This is a genomic window from Streptomyces sp. NPDC085931 (assembly GCF_044540565.1).
Classification (GTDB): Bacteria; Actinomycetota; Actinomycetes; order Streptomycetales; family Streptomycetaceae; genus Streptomyces.
Genome location: NZ_JBITSK010000003.1, coordinates 210195 through 232384, shown reverse-complemented (window position 1 = coordinate 232384; position 22190 = coordinate 210195). Strand labels below are relative to the sequence as shown.

Below are 22190 nucleotides of genomic sequence, written 5' to 3'. Positions count from 1 at the left end.
AGGGTGCGGGAGGCCGGCCGGCTTATCCAGGGACTCCCGATCCCCTGATCGGAAGGGCTCTCCCGGTCGTCCCCGCATCCGCCGAAGCTGGTCGTCGACGACAGGCGAGCACGTGAGGAGCACATCATGCTGACGTTGGTGACCGGTACGACAGGACAGGTCGGGCGCCGTTTCGTGCCGAGGCTGCTGGCCCAGCGGCAGCCGGGCGAGCAGGTGCGGGTCCTGGTCCGGGACGCGGCCCGCGGCGAGCGCTTCCAGGAGCTCGGCGCCCAGGTCGCCGTCGGGGACATGCGCGACGAGGAGACCCTCGGCAAGGCGCTCGCCGGGGTGGACGCCGTCGTGAACATCGCGGCCTCCTTCCGCGGCGTGCCGGACGAGGAGGCGTGGGCCGTCAACCGGGACGCCGCCCTGGCCCTGGGCCGCGCCGCGCAGGCCTCGGGCGTGGCGCGGTTCGTGCAGGTCAGCACGGGCAACGTGTACGGCGTCGGCCGGGGCCGCCCACTGACCGAGGAGGACGAGAGCCGGCCGGGCGGCGAGCTGTGGGGCGCCTACCCCGAGTCCAAGGCGGAGGCCGAGCGCGGACTGCTCGCGCTCGACGGCCTGGACGTACGCATCGGGCGGCTGCCCTTCGTCTACGGCGAGGGCGACCCGCATCTGGCCAACGCCTTGCACTGGGCCGCCCGCTGGGCACCCCACCAGCGCCTGCAGATGGCCCACCACGCGGATGTCGCCCAGGGGCTGCTGCGTCTGCTGTACGCGCCGGGCATCGCCGGCCGGATCTACAACGTCGCCGATGACGCCCCCGTCACCACGGTCGAGCTCTACCAGCTCAACGGCGTCGAGGTACCGGCCGGGCTGCACGACCTCACGGACCCCGACCCGTGGTTCGGGATCATGTCCAACCAGCGCATCCGCCGCGAGCTCGGCTTCCGGCCGATCTACCCGAGCGTCTGGACGGCCCGGGACGCCGGGGCCCTGTGAAGGCCCCCGCGCCGGGTCCGTGACTCCCTCAGCCCTGGGCGGTGGGGCGTACGACGATCTCGTTGACGTCCACGGTGACCGGCTGGTCGAGGGCGAAGCCGATCGCCTCGGCGACGGCGGATGCGGGGATGGCGAGCTGTACTGCCGGTGGGATCGGCGCAGCCGGGCAGTCGCAGCGCGCAGGCCCTCGCCTCCCTGGCGTCCCCGGCGGCCCTCCCGCCGCTGACCGGCCCGGGCCTGTGCGGGAGGGCCCGGTGTGCGGCAGGCCGCGCGGCGTGCGTCACGCCACGACGTCGACGATGACCTTGCCGCCGGCCGTGCCGCTCTGCACGGCCTGGTGGGCGTCCGCCACCTGTCCGAGGCTGTAGCGGGTCTCGTCCAGCAGGGGACGCAGCCTGCCCTCGTCCGCCAGCACCGCGGCTTCGCGCAGGATCTCACCGTGATGCTCCCGGCCCTGGCCCGTCAGCATCGGCAGCAGGGTGAAGACGCCGGAGTAGGTGGCTCCCCGGAACGACAGGGGTGCCAGCGCGTGGGTGCCCCAGCCCAGCGAGCTGACCACATGGCCGGTGTAGGTGCGCACCGCCTGGAAGGAGGCGTCCAGGACCGGGCCGCCCACGGTGTCGTAGACGATGTCGAAACCGGCACCGCCGGTGTGCTCGGCGACGTACTCGTCCACGGGCACCGTGGTGTAGTCGATCGGTACCGCCCCGAGGTGCCGCACGAGCGGCGCCTTGGCCTCCGAGGCGGTGGCGAACACCTCGGCGCCGTGGGCGGCGGCGATCTGCACCGCGACGCTGCCCACGCCGCCCGCGCCGCCCTGCACCAGGACTTTCTGGCCGGGCCGTACACCGGCGCGGTCCACCAGGCCCTCCCAGGCCGTGATCACGGCCAGCGGCAGAGCGGCTGCCTCACGCATCGACAGCGTGGCCGGCTTGCGGGCCAGCAGGCGGGCGTCGACCGCCGCGTACTCCGCCAGCGAGCCCTGCAGGTCACCGACGCCTCCCGTCAGGCCGTACACCTCGTCGCCCACCGTGAAGCCGTCGACTCCGGGGCCTGTCCGCACCACCTGGCCGGCCAGGTCCATGCCCAGCACGGCCGGTGGCCGCACCCGGGCGTGCGGTGCCCGGCCCGCCCTGATCTTGATGTCCAGCGGATTGACGCCGCTGGCATGGATCCGCACCAGCACCTGCCCTTCCCCGGGCGTCGGCCGGTCGATCTCCCGCATCTCGAGCGGGCCGGCGACGTTCTCCAGCACCACCGCACGCATCACAGCACCCTCTTCCGTCCGTCGTTCCCGTGCCGGGGCGACCCGGCTAATCAGACAGACTAGTCCGTTCGATTAAGAGGGGCAACAGAGGTCGGGAGCAGCGGCCGGAAGCGCCGAGAGGAACGGACTAGTCTGTCTTGTATGGCGACGCGCGTACGCAAGACGAACACCGAGCAGAAGATCCTCGAGACGGCGGCAGGCCTCTTCCACCGGCACGGACTGCGGGGAGTGGGGGTGGACCAGGTCATCGCCGATTCCGGGGTGGCGAAGTCCACGCTGTACGCACACTTCCGCACCAAGGACGAACTCATCGCCGCCTACCTGCGGCGCACGGACGAGTCGTGGATGGGGCGCTTGCAGGCGGCGGCCGAAGCGGCGGGGGCCGACCCCGCCGAGCGGTTGGTGGGCTTGTTCGACGCGCTGCTGGCGTCCTTCGACCGCCACGGATTCTTCGGCTGCCCCTTCATCAGCGCCGCGGTCGAGGCCGAACTCGACTCGAAGGCCCATGAGGCCACCGTCGCCCACACCCGGCGCCGCCAGGAGTGGCTGACCAACCTCGCCGGAGCCGCGGGAGCGGCGGAGCCGGCTGCGCTGGCCGCACATCTGGGGCTGCTGATCGACGGCGCCCTGGCCTCCGGACGCCTGCTGCAGGACCGGGCGGTCGTCGACGCCGCCAAGACGGCCGCCCGGGCCGCCGTCCTCGCCCAGACCCCACAGCACGCCGGAACCGCCGAGTGAGGTGATCTCGGCGCCGGCCCGCACGGTCAGGCGTACGCCGACCCTGGGTCTCCGCCGAAGCAGGCGCTCCTGCCGACGCGTTGGTGAGGGCGGTCATCAGCGCCGCCGAAATCGACCAGGACCACACCCGGTTGCGGATCGTACAAGCGCGGGTCGACGTGGGAACGAGCCGGGCAGGGCGACTCCCGCAACGGGGGCGCCCTGCCCGGCTCGACGGTCAGCTGCTCACGTCAGGGCATCGACGTGAGGGACCTGATTGAGTTCCGCCACGAGGTCGCGGTAGCGGCGAAGCCCCTGCGCACCGTCCTCCTCGGCCGCCGGGTCGGGCTCGGTCACGAACCGCACCCGGGAGGCCAGCGACCGGGCCAGTTCCCGCGCGGCCCCGGCCGTCTCGGCCGTCACCACCACGTACCCGGCCCGGTCGAGCGACCAGCGGACCCGGGGGATGAGCTGGCCCACCTGGAAGTTGAGGTGGAACTCGACGACACCGGCGTGGGCGCGCGCCTCATCGGCGCCCTCGATGGCGACCAGGCGGCCGGGCTCCGCCTCGAAGAAGACCACGGCCGCACCGCCGTTCGCCGCGGGACGCTCGGTGAGCGGCTGGAGCAGACCCGCGGCCCAGGCCAGGCCGGCCTCCTCCAGGTCGATGCCGTGAACGGCGTGCGTCATGGTGTTGATCCGGTCGCCCCCGCGCCGGTTGTGGCTCTCCACCACCCGGGGCCCGGCCGGCGTGAGTTTCAGCTCGGTGTGCGACAGGCCGTTGCGCAGACCGACCGCGTCGAGGAAGTCGGACACCGTGCGGCACACCTCCTCCTCCACGGAAGGGTCCAGCTGGGCGGGGATGGCATGTCCGAACTCGACGAATCCCGTGCCGGTGATCTTGTCCGCGATGGCGATCGGCACATGGCGCCCGTCGAAGGAGAGAGCGTCCACGCTGATCTCCGGGCCTTCGAGGTACTCCTCCAGCAGGAACTGCTTCAGGTCGAGACCGCTGAGCGTGGCGTACGCGGACTCGGCCGCCTCGGCACTGTCGATCCTGTGGATGCCGATGCTCGCGGAGCCGCCCAACGGCTTGGCGATCAACGGGTAGCCATGGGCCGCCCCGAACTCCCTGATGTCCTCCAGGCACGACGCCACAGCCGCCCGCACGGCGCTGACGCCGCGCTCCGCGGTGTGCCGGCGCATGCGCCACTTGTCGGTCAGCAGCGCCACGGTCTCGGAGGAGACACCGTTCAGGCCGAGCGCGTCGTTGAGCAGGGCGGCGGTGATGACGCCCTCCTCCTGGACGGTCAGCACGGCCGCGAACGGCGAACGGTCGTGCAGCGCGCGCACCGAGTCCACCAGTTCCTGCGGGTCGGACGGGTGACGGAGCACCAGGCAGACCTCGTCGTGCACGGCGTCGGCGGGGAGCTTGCGGAACTCCTCGGGGGTGTACACGCAGACCACGTCCAGCTTCAGCCGCCTGGCCCGTTCGAGCATCGGTGGTTTGGGCGAGACGAGGCAGACACGCGTGTTCATGGTCGTTCCTTCGTGTGGTCGGGGCGCGACAGACGCCGGGCGAGGGCCACGGCGTCCCGGGCCAGTGCCGTGGTGGTGTCGAAGACGGGGAGGTTCTCGGCCTGGTGACCGAGCACCAGGGGGAGTTCGGTGCATGCTGCGACGATCATGCCCGCTCCGGCCCCGGCGACGCTTCTCACCGCCGGGGCCAGTGCCTGTGCGGCGACCTCCGGCTCGCCTGCCTTGATCAGCCGCACCGCCCGCATCACCGACCGCTGCTGCAGCAGCGGCGGGGGGACGACCGCGTCGATGCCCTGCTCGCGCAGACCCTCCTGGTACAGGCCGGTCACCAGTGTGCCGGTGGTGGCGAGCAGCCCCACCCGGGAGACCGCCGGCGCGGACGCGCGCAGCCGGCGCACACTGGCGTCGATCATGCTGAGGATGGGGACCGTCGAGGCCCGCCGCAGCTCCGGGAGGAAGGCGTGCGCGGTGCTGCAGGGCATGGCGATGATCGCGGCCCCCGCCGACTGGAGCAGGTGCACCCCTTCGAGCAGGCGGGGGAGCGGACTCGGTCCGGCCGACAGGATCGCGTCGGTGCGGTCCGGCACCGAGGCGTCGGACCACACCAGCGTCCGCAGATGTTCCTGGTCACTGGCGGCGGGCGTCTCCCGTACCAGCTTGGCGAAGAAGTCGGCCGTGGCGGCCGGTCCCATGCCGCCGAGCACACCGACGATGCCGGAGGCCACCGGAGCGGTGGCCGGCGTCGCGGTCCGGTACCCGGAGGTGACCGCGCTCACCGCGCCGACCGTCCGTCCACGGCGAGGGCGTCGTCCTTGAGCAGGGCCCAGGGCACGAGCCCGCCGAGCAGCACGACCACGCCGACGAGCAGCCACACGGGGGTGCCCCGGTCCACGAGCGGTCCCACGATCAGCAGCGGCCCGACGAGGTCCTGGCCCACCCGGCCCAGGTTGTAGAAGGACAGGTACCGGCCGAGCGACTCCTTCGGCGCGAGTTCGAAGGACAGCGGTGTGCTCGCGATGAACAGGCTCTCGCCGGCGGTGTGGGCGAGCATGGCGACCACGAGGACCGCGAGCGCCACCCAGGCGTCGCCCACCGCCCCGGCCCCGGCGTAGGCGAGACACGCGGCGCACACGGCGACACCGCCGAGCGCCGAGGCGCGCAGGGCGGCGGAGAAGTCGGCGAACATCCGGTTCACCGGTACCTGGGCCGCCATGGCCAGCGCGCCGTTGAGGGCGAGCAGCGCGGTCAGGCTCCAGTTGGGGGAGCTGGTGGCGTGGACGATCCACAGGGGCAGCACCAGGGACAGGATCGTGTTGTGCGTCTGGGCCACGCCGTTGACGACCGTGATGGCCAGGTACCGGCGGTCGCGCAGGGGGGAGGCCCCGCCGCCGCGGCGTTCCTTGTCCTGCCGGGGGGCCGCGGGCTCCGCCTTCGGGACGTCCAGCCGGGCCACGAGGAGCGCGGCGACGATGAAGGACGCGGCGTTGATCCCGATGCCCACCAGATACAGGGCGCTGGAGCCGGTGACGACGGGCAGGGTGGCGGCGAGCGAGCCGAGCACGATCGCCCCGTTGCGCGCCGAGAACACGGTGCCCAGGATCGTCGCCCGGTCCTTGGCCTCGAACAGCCGGCCCATCAGGGCCTGGTTGATGGCGGGGCTCGCCCGGTCGGCCGTGGTCACGACACAGGCGAGCACCACGAACAGCCAGTACTGCTCGGCGAGCAGGTACAGGCCGTACCCCACGGCCCGTACGCCGAACAGCACGATGAGGCCCTTCTGCGGCCCGACCCGGTCCGCGAGGGCGCCGATGCGGGGGCCGAGGAAGAACGCGCAGAGGCTGCCCAGGGAGATCGCCAGGCCGACGGCGGAGACGCTGAAGCCGCGGACGGTGGTGAAGAACAGGACCGAGGTCGCCGTGAAGATGCCGGTGCCGAAGGAGTCGGCGGTCACACTCGCCAGCAGCAGTCTGGTCTCACGCCGTTGCAGCATCAGCACATCGCGCAGACGTGCCCAGCGGGCGAGGTCAGTGCTCACTCTCGACGACCTCACGTCCGGTGCCGCGGTCGCCGGCGAGGGCGGCGATCAGCGGGATCACCGCGGGGATCCGCTCGCTGGGCACGCCGAAGTCGACCAGGCAGGCGATGTCGTCGACACCCGCCGCCGCCACCCGCTCGGCCATGCCCCGGCAGGTGTCCGGGGAACCGATCAGGGAGCCGTTCTCCAGGTAGCGCTCGTAGGTGGCGTCCAGCAACTCGTCGAGGAGGTCCTCGGGTATCTCGTCGTCGGGCAGGACGTGCCCGCCGCTGATGGTGCCGCCGCCCTGCGCCGCCCGCAGTTCCAGCTTCACCGCGGAGCGCAGATAGTCGCGGAACGGCGCGCGGCTGCGGGCCTCGGCGGCCTCCGGGTCGGTGTCCAGGTGGGTGTGCAGCATCAGGGAGACCGTCCCGGTGGCCGGGTCGAAGCCGGCGTCCGCGCGGGCCTTGCGGTAGAGAGCGACTTTCTCGGCGAGCTGCTCCAGGTTCTGGCCGATGAGGTGGGTCAGCACGTTGAGGCCGCGCGACCCGGCGTCCTGGAAGGTCCTCGGGTTGCCCGAGGAGGTGATCCAGACGGGCAGTTCCGGCTGGACGGGCCTGGGATGCAGGCGGGCCGCGAAGGGCTGCCCGGTGCCGTTGGGAAGCTCGACCTCCTCCCCCCGCCACAGGGCGCGCACCGTGTCGATCTGCTCCAGCATGACCTGGTGCCGCGACGCGTAGGCGTCGGGGGCCAGCACGAAGTCGTTGGCGTTCCAGCCGGAGCCGAAGGAGACCGCCGCACGGCCGGACGACCAGTTGTCGACGACGGACCAGTCCTCGGCGATGCGCACGGTGTGGTGCAGCGGCGAGATCAGGCTGCCGGCGCGCAGCTGGATGCGCTCGGTCGCGGTGGCCAGCGCGGCGCTGGTGAGCGCCGGGTTGGGGAAGACGCTGCCGAACTGGTCGAAGTGCCGTTCGGGAGTCCACACCGCGTCCAGGCCGTGTGCGTCGGCCAAGCGGCTGGTCTCCAGCACCGTCCGGCACGTCTCCTGCGGGGCCGCCTCGCCGGAGGCGAAGAACATGACGCTGAAGCGCAAGGGGACTCTCCTGTCTTTCGGCGGGGGCGGTCAGACCGCGGCGGGTACGGTCCGGGTCGCGGACCAGCCGTGGAGGTGGCCGTGGACCGGGTGACCGGGGACGTTCTCGCCGCACTCCAGGCGGGCCGGGGCCCCGGCGACGAGCGCGTCGGTGCCGTCGCCCCCGTCCGGCCAGCGGATCTCGACGGTGTTGCGTCCGCGGCGCAGGAGATCCGGGGCCACGGTGAACTCCTCGGTCGTCCACGCCGTGCCCACCTCGGCCGTGCCCACCGTGTGTCCGTTCACGGCGAGCGTCACGGACGCGGCCGGCACGTCGGCCGGCAGCCGCCAGGTCACTTCGAGGACGAGCGGGGCCGGTTCGTCGACGACCAGGGTGGAACGGGTGCGGGGGGAGCTCGCCCGCAGGTATGCCACCCGGGGGCCGACGCCGGCTTCCCGGCGCTCGTTGAACGTCGTGGCGAGGTTCGCGTCGGCCAGCAGGTCGGTGCTGCCGCTGTGTTCGGCGACGAGCAGGTCCTCGTAGCGCCGCCGGGCCTGGACGCCTCTGCTGTCGAGGACGTCGAGCATGACCTCGCGCAGGGCGTGGTCCGCCAGCTTGCCGTTGAGCCGGCCGTCGCCGACCACCATGTACCGCCGGAACGCCGGGTCTTGGGTGGAGCGTTCGTAGGAGGAGCACATCCAGTTCGGGGCGGTCCTCGTCTGGTAGTCCAGGTAGTCCTCGAAGCGGTCGGCGACCGAGGCGTCGGCCTCCAGTGCCCGGGTCAGGTGGTGGCGCAGCACGTCCTCGGGCTGGCCGTAGTGGGCGTTGTGCACGGCGGCGAGGAAATGGGCCAGGGCGAGCCGGTCGGCGGCGGCCCGTTCCGGTACGCCGCCGGTGTCCGGCCGCCCGGGCAGCTCCAGGGCGGTGCCGAGGGTCTCCGCCACGGCCAGGGCCGTGGTGCGCAGGCCGTCGTAGGTGAGGTGGCAGTAGTCGAGGAAGTACCGGCGGCCGGGTGCGCCGGTGTCGCCCTCCCGGAACAGGGCCGCCTGGTCGACCAGGTGGAAGCCGGCCTCGTCGGCCTTGCGGCGCATCACTTCCTGCACGGAGGCCAGGGTGCGCGGTGAGTGGATGGCGAAGGGGCTGACCACCGCGTCCTTGGCCGCCCGCAGCGCGGTGAGCATCTCCTCGGGGGAGGCGGCGCAGCGTGCCGCCAGGCGGTGCGAGACGGGGCTGGAGCCGCCGTCGAGCGCGGTCATCTCGGCCACCAGCGTGCGGGCGGCGGCGAGGTCGCCGTCCCGCAGGGCCCGCTCGGCCTCGTCCCGGGCGCCGCGCCAGCGCCGCATCCGTCCGGCGGGCAGGGCGGGGCAGTCGAGGATCGGCTCGTCCGTCCAGTCGGCCAGGTTGAACTCCGGGACGACCAGGACGACGGGGACGTCGCCCGCCCGTGCGCGCAGCAGGTCCAGGGCGCTCGCGGCGACCTCGGTGACGAGGCCCCGGAAGGCCGCCGCGGCCGCCGGGAAGCCGCCCTCTTCGAGCAGCAGGGCCAGTTCGTGGCGCTCCACGGGCGTCGGGTCGACGTTGTTCCAGTTGTTCCCGGCGTGCATCACGAGCGCGTCGGCGCCGAGGGCGAGGGCTTCGGCGGCCGTCTTGAGGAGTTCCGCCAGGGAGCAGTTGGTGCGGGCGAGGTCGAGGACGTCCACGTCGGTGCCGTCGAGGGCGGTGCCGACGAGGCCGGCCAGCGAGTACGCCGGGTCGAAGAAGTAGCCGCGGGTCGCGGACTCCCCGAGCACGGCGACACGGCGGTGCCCGGGGCGCAGGGGCAGTTCCGGCAGGTCGGCCCAGTAGCGCCATTCGTCCCGGCGCGCGGTGTCCCGCTGCAACTGCCCGTCCGTCAGGCGCCACACGCCCACCCCGGTTCCCGACGGGGCGGGCACGGTCAGCTCCGTCGAGCGCTCGACGGGTCGGCCCAGCACCTGCATCCGGGCCAGGGCGAGGGTTCCCTCCGGCCCGGACAGGAAGCGGCTCAGTCGCTCGGTGATGCTGTGTGTCGGATCGGTCGGCGGCATCCGTTGTCCCCCTGGCGATGTGGGTCCGGGCAGGGCTGCCTGCCCGGTGCCCGCCTGAGTTGCCGTCAGGCGGAGTGTGCGGGCAGGTCGTAGAGGTCGAGGAGCAGGTTGAAGGTGAGTACGGTCATCAACAGGTCGGTCTCGAAGGGAACGTTGATGCGGAACCCGGGCGTGGCGTACTCGCGTACGAGCCGCTCGACGCGGTCCGGGTCGAAGTAGCCGTCCGCCTCGATGCGTTCGCGGGACAGCAGGGCCTCGACGGCGGGGTCGTCCTGCCGGATGAGGTGCGGGCTGCCCGGCGCGGTGAAGCCGAACTTCTCGCGGTCCACGATCCGGCGCGGGATCCACTCCCGGGCGACCTGCTTGAGGAGGTACTTCTCCTCCAGGCCCTTGAGTTTCAGCTCGGGCGGCACGGTCGCGAGGAACTCGACGAGCTCCCGGTCGAGGAACGGATGGCGGGACTCCACCGAGTGGGCGAACACCATGCGGTCGCCGTGGTCGCCGAGCAGGTGGTCCGCCAGCCGGAGTTTGAGGTCGAGGTAGGAACGGCGGTGCAGATCGTGCAGGCCGGTCAGGCGCTCGCGGTCGACCAGCGGGTGGCCGAGGCAGTCGATGTCGTCCTGCCGCTCACGCACCCGCGCCGAGTAGAGCTGCGCCTTCGTGGCCCGGAATCCGGCGTCGTTGCGTTCGTAGAAGAAGTTCTCGTCCCCCCACAGGCTCTCGCGCATCCTGGCCTCCCGCAGATCGGTGAGGCCGCCCGCGGCCTGGGTGCGCCGGACCTGGTCGAAGCGGTAGCCGATGTAGCCGCCGAACAGCTCGTCCGCGCCCTGCCCGGTCAGCACCACCTTGACTCCGGCGCGGTGCACGGCCTCGGACAGCGCGTGGGCCGCGGAGTTGAACGACTCCTTCAGCGGGCACTCGGTGTGCCGTACGACCGCGCGCAGCCGGGAGGTTATCTCCTCGCCGTGCACGAAACGCTCGGTGTGGCGGGTGTCGAGGACATCGCTCATCAGCCGCTGGTAGTCGCTCTCGGAGAGTTCCCGCTCGGGGAACGCCGCCGCGAACGACTGGATCTCGGCGTCCGGCATCAGATGCCGCATGATCGCGCCGACCAGGGAGGAGTCCAGGCCGCCGCTCAGGTACAGGCCGACCTCCACGTCGGACTGCAGGCGCTTCTCGACGGACCGGACCAGCAGGTCCTCGACCTTGCGGACGTAGTACGCCTCGTCGTGGCGGTCCACGTCGGCGTCGGTGCGCGGGTACGCGAGGTCCCAGTACGTCCAGACCTTGGGCCGGTCGCCGGGGCGGAACTCGACGGCGGTGCCGGGCGGCACGCTGTGGACGCCCTCGAACATGGTCCGCGGGCTCACCAGTCCGGGCAGGGTGAACACCTGGTCCAGGCCGACGAGGTCGACGCGGCGCGGCACCGCGGGGTGCTCCAGCATGGCCTTGACCTCGGAGCCGAAGACCAGCTCGCCGCCCTGGTGGGCGTAGAACAGCGGCGTGACGCCGAAGTGGTCGCGGGCGCCGATGAAGAGCTGCTCGCGGTGGTCGTAGAGCACCACGGCGAACTGCCCGTCGAGCCGGCTGACGAAGTCGCGGCCGAACTCCTCGTAGAGGTGCGGGATCACCTCGGTGTCGCAGCGCGTGCGCAGGGTGTGGCCCCGGCTGACGAGGAGGTCACGCAGCTCGCGGTAGTTGTAGATCTCGCCGGTCGTCATGGCGACGATCTGCCGGCTCTCGTCGTACATCGGCTGGTCGCCGGCTTCGAGATCGTTGATCGCCAGCCGGGTGAACGCGAATGCCACTGTCTCGTCGACATGGAATCCGGTGGAATCCGGGCCCCGGTGCCGGATGGCCGCGCTCATGGCGTGAAGTGTTTCGCGCGCCGCCCGGGGATCGTGCCGTGGCCCGACGAAGCCCGCGAGTCCACACACCGTCAACACCCTTTCCGGAGTCGGTACGGCATTTCGTCAAAACGTCAACATCCGCCCTGGTGCGGCGCGTTGCCGCGGCCGGGACTGAGGCAGATTACATCACCAGTTGATCAACGCAAGGAAAGATTCCTTGACCAAATGCGGATCTTCCTAAATCCCGTTCGATGTGCCACAGTCCCCTCTCGTGTATCGCTGGGGCGATCTTGTTCCGCCCGCCGGCAGGGTATTCACGAGGGGGACAGCACCGTGTGTCGTACCGGTCCGGACTCATTGGGCGCGGCGCTCGTCGAGCAGTTCCGCCGGACGCCCGACGCACGGGCGGTCAGCGACGAGCGGCAGGTCCTCACCTATCGCGAACTCGACGCCCGCTCGGCCGCCCTGGCCGAGGCGCTCGTGGCGGCGGGGGTGGGCCCCGACCGGATCGTCGCCCTCCAGCTGGAGCGCTCCGTCGACCTGGCCGTGGCGATCGTCGGGGTCGTGCGGGCGGGCGGGGCGTGGCTGCCGCTGTCCACCACCGACCCGGACCGGCGGATCCTCGCCCTGCTGCGCGACGCCGCGCCCGCGGCCGTCGTGGCGGAGGAGTCGTCCCGGCTGTGGTCCCTCGCCGACGGCGGTGTGCCGCGGCTGACCCCCCGCGCCCACCCCGGGCCCGGCCAGGCGCCGCCGATCGACCGGGCCGCGCCGCACCATCTGGCCTACGTCATCTACACGTCGGGCTCCACGGGCCGCCCCAAGGGCGTGATGATCGAGCACGCGGCCATCGTCAACCGCCTGCGATGGATGCAGGATCGTTTCGCGATCGGGCCCGGGGACGTGGTCGCGCAGAAGACGCCGTACACCTTCGACGTCTCGGTGTGGGAGTTCATCTGGCCCCTGATGGCCGGAGCGGAGCTGGCCTTCGCCGCCCCCGACGGGCACCGCGACCCCGCTTACCTGGCACGTTTCCTGACGGAGCGTCAGGTGACCGTCACGCACTTCGTGCCGAGCATGCTCGCGGAGTTCCTGCGCCGGGTGCGGCCCGGGGACTGCCCGCGGCTGCGCTCGGTCATGGTGAGCGGCGAGGCGCTCGGTCCGTCCCTGGCCCGGCGGTTCTTCGAGCGGCTGCCCCACGCCGGACTCCACAACCTCTACGGCCCCACCGAGGCCGCCGTCGACGTCACCCACTGGCCGTGCGCCGCGGACGCCTCGCCCACCGAGCCGGTGCCCATCGGCCGTCCCATCACCGGCATCGAGCTGCTCGTCGTCGGCGAGGACGGCACCCCGGTGCCGGAGGGCGAGGTCGGTGAACTGTGCATCGCCGGCGTGGGGATCGCCCGTGGCTACCTCAACCTGCCCGAGGTCACGGCCGAGCGCTTCGTGCCCCACCCGGCCGACCCGGACCGCCGCATGTACCGCACCGGCGACCTCGCCAGCCGGCGTCCGGACGGGGCGTACCTCTACCACGGACGCAACGACCGCCAGGTGAAGATCGGCGGCGTCCGCATCGAACTCGGCGAGGTGGAAGCCGCCCTGCAGTCGCTGGCGTACGTGGAGGAGTGCGTCGTGGTGACGCGTGCCGACGCGGCCGGCGTCGCACGCCTGCACGCCTTCGCCGTCCTGGCCCCTGGTGTGCCGTGGTCCGGATGGCGCGACGACCTGCTGGCCCTCCTGCCGGCCGGCTCGGTCCCGGCCGGCCTCACCCCCGTGGACGCGATGCCGAAGACCGCGCACGGCAAGGCCGACGTGGCGGCACTGCACGCGCTCCTCGCGGAGCGGTCCGACGACGGCGGGCAGGCCGCCACCGGCGCCGACCCGCTGGAGCGCCTGTGGGCCGGCGTGCTCGGCACCACCGAACCGCACTTCCTGCACGCGGGCGGCACCTCGCTGCACGCCGTGCGGCTGCTCGCCGACATCGCCGAGGAGTGGGGCTCCACCGTCTCCCTGGCCGACTTCTTCGCGGAACCGACCCTGGACCGGCTGCGCGCCTTGCTGGCCGCCGCCGCGGAGGACGGCAAGGACACCGATCCGGTGCCGTCGCGGGTGCCGCGCGCGGGTGGGCTGCCGCTCAACCGCTACCAGGAACGCCTGTGGTTCCTCCAGGAGCTGGAGCCCGGGAGCACCGCGATGAGTGCTCCCACCGCGTTCCGGATCACCGGCGTGAGCGCCGAGCGGGTGGCGCAGGCGTTCGCCGCTCTGGTGCGGCGGCACGAGGTGCTGCGGACGACGTTCCGCTCCGTCGACGGTGAGCCGCGCGCCGTCGTCGGGACCGAGCCCCCGCCCCTGGAGTGGACCGACGAGACGGGCACGGCCGGGGATTTTGCGACCGTGCGCCGATGGGTGACACGGGCGGCGTACGAGCCGTTCGACCTCGCCGCCGGACCACCGCTGCGGGCCCACGGGGTCAGCCTCGGCCCGGCCGACCACCTGCTCGTGATGGTCACCCACCAGATCATCGCCGACGGCTGGACCTGGTCGCTGCTGACCGACGAGCTGAGCCGGCTGCTGTCCGAACCGGACCGCGCGCTCGCAGACGCCCGGCTGCAGATCGTCGACCACGCGGCCTGGCAGCGCGAGCAGGAGACCCGCCCGGAGCACCGGGCCGCCGTCCAGGAATCGCTGCGGCACTGGCGCACCGTGCTGGCCGACGCGCCGGACGGGCTCGACCTGCCGGTGGACGAACCGCGCGGCCCCAGCCTCAGCGTGCCCGCCGACAGCGTCGCGCTGCCCTGGTCGCCGGATTTCCCGGCCCGGCTGAAAAGCCTGTGCCGCGACCACGGCATCACCGAGTTCATGGCCCTGCTCGCCGGCTACACGGCCTGGCTGGCCCGGCTCTCCGGCCAGGAGACCGTCGTCGTCGGCACCCCCATGGCCAACCGGACCCCGCCCTGGGTCGCCGGCCTGGCCGGCTACTTCGTCACGACCGTCCCGCAGCGGCTGGAGATCGACGAGGACGCGACCATCGCCCAGGTGCTGGAGCGCGCCCGCACCTCCGTCCTGGCGGGCCAGCGGCATGCGGTGGTGCCCATCGAGCGCATCGTCGCCGAGGTCAGAGGGGCCCGGGGCGCCGACCGGCTGCCCCTGTTCCAGAACCTGTTCGTCTTCCAGAACATGCCGGACTGGCAACGGCGCGCCGGCGACGTCACCGTGCGCGTCCACCAGTTCCCGCCCCGGCACACGCACTACGACCTCAAGTTCGAGGTCTTCCCGCTCACCGAGGGCTACGAGGCACGTCTCGTGTACGCCCGGGGCCGTATCTCCGCCGAGCGCGCCGCGCTCATGGCCCGCCAGCTCGCCTCCTTCATCGAGGCCGCGATGGACAAGCCCGACGCGTACGTCGACGAGATAGCCCTCTGACCGGCCCCCAGGGCACTGACGACCACACGATTGGACTCACACTGAGATGACGTACGCCGACGACCACCCCACCGCGTCGACGACGCCGTCACGGCACCTGGTCGAGACCACCACCGTCCCCGCCCTGATCGAGGCCACGGCCTCCCGGCTCCCGCACGCCGTCGCACTGGTGCGCGGCACCCGGTCCCACACGTACCAGGAACTCGTGGAGCGGTTCTCCGCGACGGCTCGGGCGCTGCGGGCACGGCAGGTGGCCCCCGGGGACGTGGTGGCGGTCCGCGGTGGCCGGTCGCCGGAGACCGTCGTGGCCATGCTCGGTGTCCTGCGGGCCGGCGCGGTCCTGGTGATGATCGACGTCACCCAGCCGGAGGGCCGGACGCGTGACGTGCTGGACCGGGCGCGCCCCTCGCTGCTCGTCGACACGACCGGCCAGGCGGCGGAGCCGGACGCCGGCTCCACGCCGGTGGTCCGGTTCGCCGAGCTGGAGCGGTCGCCGGCCGGGGACGCGGAACTGCCCGTCGTGGCCGCCGCCGCGGACGCGTACCTGTGCTTCACCTCCGGCACCACCGGCGAGCCCCGCGGTGTCCTGGGCTGGCACGGGGCGCTCGCCCACTTCTGCGCCTGGGAACAGCGGGCCCTGGCCATCGGCCCGGGCGACCGCGTCGCCCAGACGGCCGCGCTCACCTTCGACGCGGTCTTCAAGGACCTGTTCCCGGCGCTCATCGGAGGCGCCACCGTGTGCCTCCCACCGACCGACCGGCCCTTCGTCGACGTGGCGCGGGTGCTCGCCTGGCTGCGCGAGGACGAGGTGACCGTCCTGCAGACGGTGCCGAGCGTGCTCTCCGCGCTGCTGGCCGAACAGCCCGCCGGTGCGGGCTTCCCGGCGCTGCGTCTGGTCTGCCTCTCCGGCGAGCCGCTCCCGGGCAGCCTCGTCAACCGCTGGCGGAAGACGACCGGCGACGCCGGCACGCGGTTCGTCAACCTCTACGGGACGACCGAGGCCACCATCCTCAAGGCCTGGTACCCCGTTCCGGACGGCGAGGTCCCCGCGGGCATCCTGCCCGTGGGCAAGCCCATCGACGGTGCCGAACTGCTCGTGGTCAACAACCGGGGAAGGCGGTGCGGCGTCGGCGAACCCGGCCACGTGCTGATCCGCACCCCGCACCTCACCCGGGGCACCTGGCGCCCGGCCGCGGGGGAGGCCCCGCTCTTCGAGGTGAACCCGCTCAACCCCGACGACCCCACCGACCTGGTGCAGCGCACCGGCGACCTGGGCCGTATCAGCCCTCAGGGCGACCTGGAGATCCACGGCCGGGTGGACGACCAGGTCAAGATCCTCGGCGTGCGCGTGCACCCGGCCGAGGTCGGCGCGGTGATCACCCGCATGCCGGAGGTCGAGGACGCGGCCGTCGTGGTCCGCGCCGGGGACGACGGACCCGTCCTGGTCGCCTACGTCGTCCCGGCCCACGGCGCGGACGTGGACGCCTCCGCCGTACGCCGGCACGTGGCCGCGGCGGGCTCCAACGCGATGGTCCCGGCCCGGGTGGTCCTCCTGGAGCGGCTGCCGCTCACCGGCCACGGCAAGCTGGACCGGGCCGCGCTCCCCGACCCCGACGACACCGCCGAGCAGCAGCCGCAGGAGGAGGCGGCGGACGAGGGCGAGTGGACCGCGACGGAACGGCGCGTCGCCGCGCTGTGGTCCGAGGTGTTCAAGAAGGAGATCACCTCCCGGCACGCCAACTTCTTCGACCTCGGCGGCCACTCGCTGATGCTGGCCCGGCTCCTCGCCCGCATCCGCCGGACGTTCGAGGCGGAGCTGAATCTGCCGACCCTGTACCGGTCGGCGACGATCGCCACCCTCGCGCAGGCCGTGGACGACGCGCTGCGGCAGGGCGCCGCGGCCGAGGAGGAACCGGCGCCCGTACCCGTCCCGCGCGAGGCCGACCAGCCGCTCTCCCCCGAGCAGGAGGGCCTGTGGTTCCTCCAGCAGCTGGACCCGCACAGCTCCGCCTACAACATGGCCGGCGTGTTCCGGCTGCCCACCGGCATCGACGAGCAGGACGTGCGCGCGGCCTTCCTCACGGTGTGCCGCCGCCACGAGGCGCTGCGACTGCGCTTCCGCGAGGTCGACGGGCGCCCCGTGCAGTCCGTGGGGGAGGCCGCCGTCGACTTCGCCGCCCTGCCGGCCGTGGCCGACCGGCCGTCGGGCCTGGCCGCCCTGTCGAAGGCGGCCGCCGACGCCTTCGACCTGGTCGCCGGCCCCCTGGTACGGGTCCGGACGGTCCGCGTCGCGGCCGACGAGCTCCTCGTCGGCCTGACCGTCCATCACCTGTGCTGCGACGGGGTGTCGTGGAGCCTCGTCGCCCAGCAGGCCGACGAACTGCTCGCCGGCACCGACCGGCACACGCACCTGGACGGCGGCACGTCCCGGCTCCAGTTCGGCGACTACGCGGCCTGGCGTGCGCGCCGGACGACCGGCGAGCGCGCCGAGGCCGACCTGGCCTACTGGCGCGACCTGCTCGCCGGCACCCCCGCCCCGGACGTGCCGTGGGGACGTCCCGTGCCCGGCGAACGGCCGCACCAGGCACGGGTACTGCGCCTCCCGGTCGCCCGCGAGGTGACCGACCGCCTCGCCGAGCTGTGCGCGAGGTCCGGGGCCACCGAGTACATGGCGATGATGACCGTCCTCGCCCATGTCCTGTCCCGGGCGGCGGCGCAGGACCGGGTCGTCATCGGCAGCGACAGCGTGGGCCGGGACCGCGAGGAGTTCGAGGACGTCGTCGGGTTCTTCGTCCGGACGCACGCCTACCGCTTCGACATGGCGGGCGACCCGACGTTCGAGGAGGCACTCGCCCGGGTCAGGTCGACGCTCGTCGAGGCGTCGGGGCACCGGGACGTGTCCTACGCGCAGGTCGTCGAGGCCGTCGCCGCCGCCCGGGACGGGGACCGCAGCCCGCTGTTCAACGTGATGCTGCGGATGCCGCCGCGCGAGGAACTGCCGCGCGAGGCAGCCCTGTTGCGTCCGGTCGACGTGGTCGCCGAGGCCGGCGACGGCTCCGGCACGGCACCCACCGCCAAGTTCGACCTCACCGTGGTGGTACGCCCCACGCGGTCCGGCACCGTCCTGGACTTCGAGTACGACGCCGACACGGTCCAGCCCGAGTTCGCGGCCGCGCTCGGCGAGCGGTTCACACGCCTGCTCCGCTTCGCCGCCGAGCAGCCGGCGCGCCCGCTGGCCGACTCCGGCCGGGCCGGCCACCCCTTCGCCGAGCCGCTTCCCGCGCGGGACCTCGTCCCCGTCGCCGAGCGGTTCCGGCGCCGGGCAGCGGACACCCCGGACGCCGTCGCCCTCTCCTGGGCGGAAGGTGAGGTGACCTACCGTCAGCTGGCCGCCGCGGTGGCGGGCGCCGCGCAGAGGATCCCGGCGGGGGAGCGCGTCGGCGTGCTGGGCGGCAAGTCGCCGGCCACCGTCGCCGCCCTCGTCGCCGCGCTCGGCGCCGGCGCCACCGCCGTGCTCCTGGACGACGGGCTGCCCGAACCGCGGCGCGCCGCCATGGTGGCCAAGGCCGGCGTCCGGCAGATCCTGCTCACCGAGCCCTCGACCGCGGCACAGGCGCCCGGCGACGCCACCGCGCAGCGCGTGACCTTCGAGGAACTCGCCAAGAGCGGGGACGGGCCGCTCCGCCCCGTCCCCGCCCGGCCCCTGGAACCGGCGTACGTCTTCTTCACGTCCGGCACCACCGGCGAGGCCAAGGCCGTCGTCGGATCGCACCGCGGCCTCGACCACTTCATCGACTGGGAGACGACGGAGTTCGGCGTGCACGCCGGGGACCGTGTGGCGCAGCTGACCACGCTCTCCTTCGACGCGGTCCTGCGCGACGTCCTCGTGCCGCTCACCCAGGGGGCCACCCTGTGCCTGCCGCCGGCGAGCGCCCTGGACGACACGGCGCGGATGGTGGACTGGCTGGAGCGCGAGCGCGTCACCGTCGTCCACACCACGCCCAGCGTCGCGGCGTCGTGGCTGCGGGACACCGACCGGGCCACGGCGCCCCTGGCCGGCCTGCGGCTGCTCTGCCTCGCGGGCGAACCCCTCACCGGCCGGCTCGTCCAGGAACTGCGGGAGCGGCTGCTGGGCCCGGACACCGAGGTCGTCAACTTCTACGGGCCCACCGAGACGACCATGATCAAGACGTTCCACCGGGTGACGGCCGAGCAGGACACCGGACCGGTGCCCGTGGGCCGCCCGCTGCCCGGCGCCCAGGCCGTCGTCCTCGGCGCGGACGGCTCCGTCCGCGGCCCCGGCGAACGCGGCGAGATCGTCATCCGGACGCCGTACCGGACCCTGGGCTACCTCGACGACGCCCGCGCGGCCTCGAACTTCCGTCCCAACCCGTTCTCCGACGACCCGGACGACCTCGTCTACCACACGGGAGACCTCGCAGTGGTCGGCGCCCTCGGGGAGATCCACGTCGAGGGGCGCCGTGACGACCTGCTCAAGGTGCGCGGTGTCCGGGTGCATCCCGCGGAGGTCGCGGCCGAGCTGACCACCCATCCGCAGGTGCGCCAGGTCCACGTGGAGGCGGACAAGGAGGCGGACGGCTCGCTCGTCGCCTACGTCGTGCGCGCCCCCGGCTCCGCGCTGACCACGGAGGAACTGCGCGGCCACGCGCGCGAGCGCCTGCCGCTGGCCGTCGTGCCCTCGCTGTTCCTCTTCGTCGACCGGTTCGCGCTGCTGCCCAACGGCAAGCTGGACCGGTCCTCCCTCAAGGGCGCCTCGGCCCCGGCCGCTCAGGAGCGCGTCGCGCCCCGGGACGACACCGAGACCCTGATCTGGTCCATGTGGTCCGAACTCCTCGGCCACGACGACTTCGGCGTCACCGACGACTTCTTCGCCGTCGGCGGGCACTCCCTGCTCGCCACCATCCTGCTGACCCGGATCCGCAAGAAGACCGGCCTGTCGCTGTCGCTGCGCAAGCTCCTGGAAGGACCGAGCGTCGACCGTCTGGCCGCGTCCGTACGCGAACTGCGCAAGGAGTCCGACGAGCAGGCGAGCGAACTGCTGCTGACGCTGCGTCAGGGAGCCGCGGGCGGACCCCGGTTGTTCCTCGTGCACCCGATCGGCGGCGACGTGCTGTGCTTCCGGGACGTGGCGTCGGCGCTGCCGCCCGAGTTCACGGTGATCGGGGTCCGCTCTCCCGGGCTGGACGGCGGCACCGTGTTCACCTCGATCCAGGAGATGGCGGCCGCCTACCTCCACGAGGTGCTCAAGGTGCAGCCCGAGGGCCCCTACCACTTCGCGGGCTGGTCCATGGGAGGCGCCGTCGCCTACGAGATGGCACGCCAGCTCTCCTTCGAGGGGGTGCGCACCGGCTCCCTGGTGCTGCTGGACAGCTACGCGCCCGGCTCGAAGGCCTTCGAGCACTTCGCGGGACCCGTCGCCGACCGGGTGGCGTCCTTCGCCCGCGACCTGGAGCGCATGACCGGCGAGCGGGTCGACGCCGCGCTGCTCGGCGGCGGCCGGCCGGCGGCCGGAGAGGAGCAGCAGTCGCTGCGCCGCAGGTTCACGGTGTTCGACGCCAACGCCACCGCGCTGGTGAACTACCGCATGCGGCGCGCCCGCCTCAGGGACACCCGGCTCACGCTGGTGCTCGCCGGTGACCAGACACGGCCGGAGGGAACGTCCCCCGCCCTCGGCTGGGAGGAGGCACTGGGCACGCCGGTGGAGACCCGGACCGTGCCCGGCGCCGACCACTTCACCCTGGTCCAGCCCTCGCACGCCGCGGTCACGGCCGGGGAGATCGCCCGCGCGGTCGCGCCGGGCACCGCCGGTCAGGAGGAGGAGCGCGGATGAACGACACGTCCCCGCCCCGCTTCCGGGCGTACTCGGCACGCGACCTGGACGCGCTGCTGGACCGCTGCGGGGCGGACCCCGAGACGAGGCTCCAGATCCGGGCCGTGGCCGCGGTCCTGCCGTTCCGGACCAACCAGTACGTGGTCGACGAGCTCATCGACTGGGACGACGTGCACGACGACCCGGTCTTCCGGCTGGTCTTCCCGCAGCCCGACATGCTGGCCGCCGACGAGCTGAAGAGCGTGACGGACCTGCTGCGCGAGGAGGCCGGACCCGCCCGTCTCGCGCCGGTCGTGCGGGAGATCCGCGCGGGGATGAACGCGCACCCGGCGGGCCAGACCGACCAGAACGTCCCCCGGTGGCGGGGGCAGCGGCTCTCGGGCGTACAGCACAAGTACGACGAGACGCTGCTGTACTTCCCGCGTCAGGGCCAGACCTGCCACGCCTACTGCACCTACTGCTTCCGCTGGGCGCAGTTCGTCGGGGTGCCCGAGCTGAAGATGGCCGCGGAGAAGGACGACGCCGACGCGCTCGCCGCCTACCTGCGGCACCACACCGAGATCACCGACATCCTGGTGACCGGCGGCGACCCGCTCATCATGCGCACCGGCCACCTGCGGCGCGCGGTCGAACCCTTCCTGGCCCCGGGAATGGAGCACATCAGGACCATCCGGATCGGCACCAAGGCCCTGACCTACTGGCCCTACCGGTTCACCGACGACGAGGACGCCGACGACCTTCTGCGGCTGTTCGAGGAGGTCCGCGGAAGCGGCCGGCACCTCGCGGTGATGGCTCATGTGACGCATCCCCGCGAGCTCCACCCGGAGCCCGTGCGGCGCGCGATCGAGCGGATCCGGTCGACGGGTGCCGTGATCCGCACCCAGGCGCCGCTGGTCAGGTCGATCAACGACGACGCCGCCGTCTGGCGGGAGATGTGGACCCGGGCCGTCGCCCTCGACGCCGTGCCCTACTACATGTTCGTGGAGCGTGACACCGGACCGCGCCAGTACTTCGAGGTCCCGCTCGTCCGCGCCTGGCAGATCTACCGGGAGGCCCTGTCGTCCGTGACCGGGCTGGCGCGCACGGTGCGCGGCCCGTCCATGTCCGCCACCCGCGGGAAGGTGGTCGTCGACGGAGTGACGGAGATCGCCGGACAGCCCGCGCTCGCACTGCGCTATCTGCAGGCCAGGGATCCGGACGTCGTCGGGCGGCCGTTCTTCGCACGGTTCGACGCGCGGGCGACCTGGGTGACGGACCTGCGGCCGCTGTCGCCGTCGGACGCCCCCTTCCTGGACCAGACGGCCACGGCCCGTCCGGCGGACCGGATCACGGACGGACCCTGAGGCCCACCGACGGACCTCGAGGGCCACCGACGGACCCTGAGGCCCACCGGGGAGACGGCCGCCCGC

12 protein-coding genes and 1 pseudogene are annotated in these 22190 nt (G+C 73.0%); 5 read left to right on the top strand and 8 right to left on the bottom strand.

The genetic code is table 11. From position 1 onward, the window contains the following. Positions 1-126: 126 nt before the first annotated feature. Positions 127-981, top strand: a complete 855-nt coding sequence (locus ACIGAN_RS07100; RefSeq protein ID WP_365741282.1) for an NAD-dependent epimerase/dehydratase family protein — start codon at positions 127-129, stop codon at positions 979-981. 28 nt (positions 982-1009) lie between these two features. Here ACIGAN_RS07100 and ACIGAN_RS07095 read toward each other — a convergent pair. Beyond that, positions 1010-1117, bottom strand: a pseudogene (locus tag ACIGAN_RS07095) (oxidoreductase); the annotation flags it as partial. Between the two features lie 144 nt (positions 1118-1261). Further along, a complete protein-coding gene (locus tag ACIGAN_RS07090) occupies positions 1262-2248 on the bottom strand; it encodes a zinc-dependent alcohol dehydrogenase family protein (RefSeq protein WP_399855673.1) in 987 nt (328 codons plus the stop codon). 141 nt (positions 2249-2389) lie between these two features. Here ACIGAN_RS07090 and ACIGAN_RS07085 point away from each other — a divergent pair, with 141 nt between their 5' ends. Beyond that, positions 2390-2986, top strand: a complete 597-nt coding sequence (locus ACIGAN_RS07085; RefSeq protein WP_399855671.1) for a TetR/AcrR family transcriptional regulator — start codon at positions 2390-2392, stop codon at positions 2984-2986. 225 nt (positions 2987-3211) lie between these two features. Here the strand turns inward: ACIGAN_RS07085 and ACIGAN_RS07080 are convergent, their stop codons facing one another. From ACIGAN_RS07080 to asnB, 6 genes are all read right to left on the bottom strand, one after another. Then, positions 3212-4504: an ATP-grasp domain-containing protein gene (locus tag ACIGAN_RS07080; protein WP_399855668.1), complete on the bottom strand. Its 1293-nt coding sequence runs from the start codon at positions 4502-4504 to the stop codon at positions 3212-3214. After that, positions 4501-5280 (bottom strand): aspartate/glutamate racemase family protein, encoded by a 780-nt coding sequence (locus ACIGAN_RS07075; RefSeq protein ID WP_365096719.1) that lies wholly within the window; start codon positions 5278-5280, stop codon positions 4501-4503. The genes ACIGAN_RS07080 and ACIGAN_RS07075 overlap by 4 nt, the downstream gene beginning before the upstream one ends. Next, the gene (locus ACIGAN_RS07070; RefSeq protein WP_399855666.1) at positions 5277-6539 is read right to left on the bottom strand and encodes an MFS transporter; all 1263 of its coding nucleotides are present in this window, start codon (positions 6537-6539) and stop codon (positions 5277-5279) included. Before ACIGAN_RS07070 ends, ACIGAN_RS07075 begins: the two co-directional genes overlap by 4 nt. Beyond that, the gene (locus tag ACIGAN_RS07065; protein WP_399855664.1) at positions 6529-7614 is read right to left on the bottom strand and encodes a MupA/Atu3671 family FMN-dependent luciferase-like monooxygenase; all 1086 of its coding nucleotides are present in this window, start codon (positions 7612-7614) and stop codon (positions 6529-6531) included. The genes ACIGAN_RS07070 and ACIGAN_RS07065 overlap by 11 nt, the downstream gene beginning before the upstream one ends. A gap of 30 nt (positions 7615-7644) precedes the next feature. Continuing rightward, a complete protein-coding gene (locus tag ACIGAN_RS07060) occupies positions 7645-9660 on the bottom strand; it encodes a hypothetical protein (protein ID WP_399855661.1) in 2016 nt (671 codons plus the stop codon). Between the two features lie 65 nt (positions 9661-9725). Then, positions 9726-11597, bottom strand: a complete 1872-nt coding sequence (asnB, locus tag ACIGAN_RS07055; RefSeq protein ID WP_399855659.1) for an asparagine synthase (glutamine-hydrolyzing) — start codon at positions 11595-11597, stop codon at positions 9726-9728. Between the two features lie 246 nt (positions 11598-11843). Here asnB and ACIGAN_RS07050 point away from each other — a divergent pair, with 246 nt between their 5' ends. Genes ACIGAN_RS07050 through ACIGAN_RS07040 form a run of 3 tightly spaced genes read left to right on the top strand, consistent with a single transcriptional unit; the run spans position 11844 to position 22124 of the window. Next, positions 11844-14930, top strand: a complete 3087-nt coding sequence (locus tag ACIGAN_RS07050; RefSeq protein WP_399855656.1) for an amino acid adenylation domain-containing protein — start codon at positions 11844-11846, stop codon at positions 14928-14930. A 46-nt stretch (positions 14931-14976) separates the two neighbouring features. After that, the gene (locus ACIGAN_RS07045) at positions 14977-20781 is read left to right on the top strand and encodes an amino acid adenylation domain-containing protein (RefSeq protein ID WP_399855654.1); all 5805 of its coding nucleotides are present in this window, start codon (positions 14977-14979) and stop codon (positions 20779-20781) included. Continuing rightward, positions 20778-22124, top strand: a complete 1347-nt coding sequence (locus ACIGAN_RS07040) for a KamA family radical SAM protein (protein WP_399855652.1) — start codon at positions 20778-20780, stop codon at positions 22122-22124. The genes ACIGAN_RS07045 and ACIGAN_RS07040 overlap by 4 nt, the downstream gene beginning before the upstream one ends. Positions 22125-22190 lie beyond the last annotated feature (66 nt).

Bases quoted from the DNA above. Each gene is read 5' to 3' on its own strand.
- ACIGAN_RS07090 (WP_399855673.1), bottom strand. From the start codon at position 2,248: ATGCGTGCGGTGGTGCTGGAGAACGTCGCCGGCCCGCTCGAGATGCGG.
- ACIGAN_RS07080 (WP_399855668.1), bottom strand. From the start codon at position 4,504: ATGAACACGCGTGTCTGCCTCGTCTCGCCCAAACCACCGATGCTCGAA.
- ACIGAN_RS07100 (WP_365741282.1), top strand. From the start codon at position 127: ATGCTGACGTTGGTGACCGGTACGACAGGACAGGTCGGGCGCCGTTTC.
- ACIGAN_RS07045 (WP_399855654.1), top strand. From the start codon at position 14,977: ATGACGTACGCCGACGACCACCCCACCGCGTCGACGACGCCGTCACGG.
- ACIGAN_RS07060 (WP_399855661.1), bottom strand. From the start codon at position 9,660: ATGCCGCCGACCGATCCGACACACAGCATCACCGAGCGACTGAGCCGC.
- ACIGAN_RS07085 (WP_399855671.1), top strand. From the start codon at position 2,390: ATGGCGACGCGCGTACGCAAGACGAACACCGAGCAGAAGATCCTCGAG.
- ACIGAN_RS07040 (WP_399855652.1), top strand. From the start codon at position 20,778: ATGAACGACACGTCCCCGCCCCGCTTCCGGGCGTACTCGGCACGCGAC.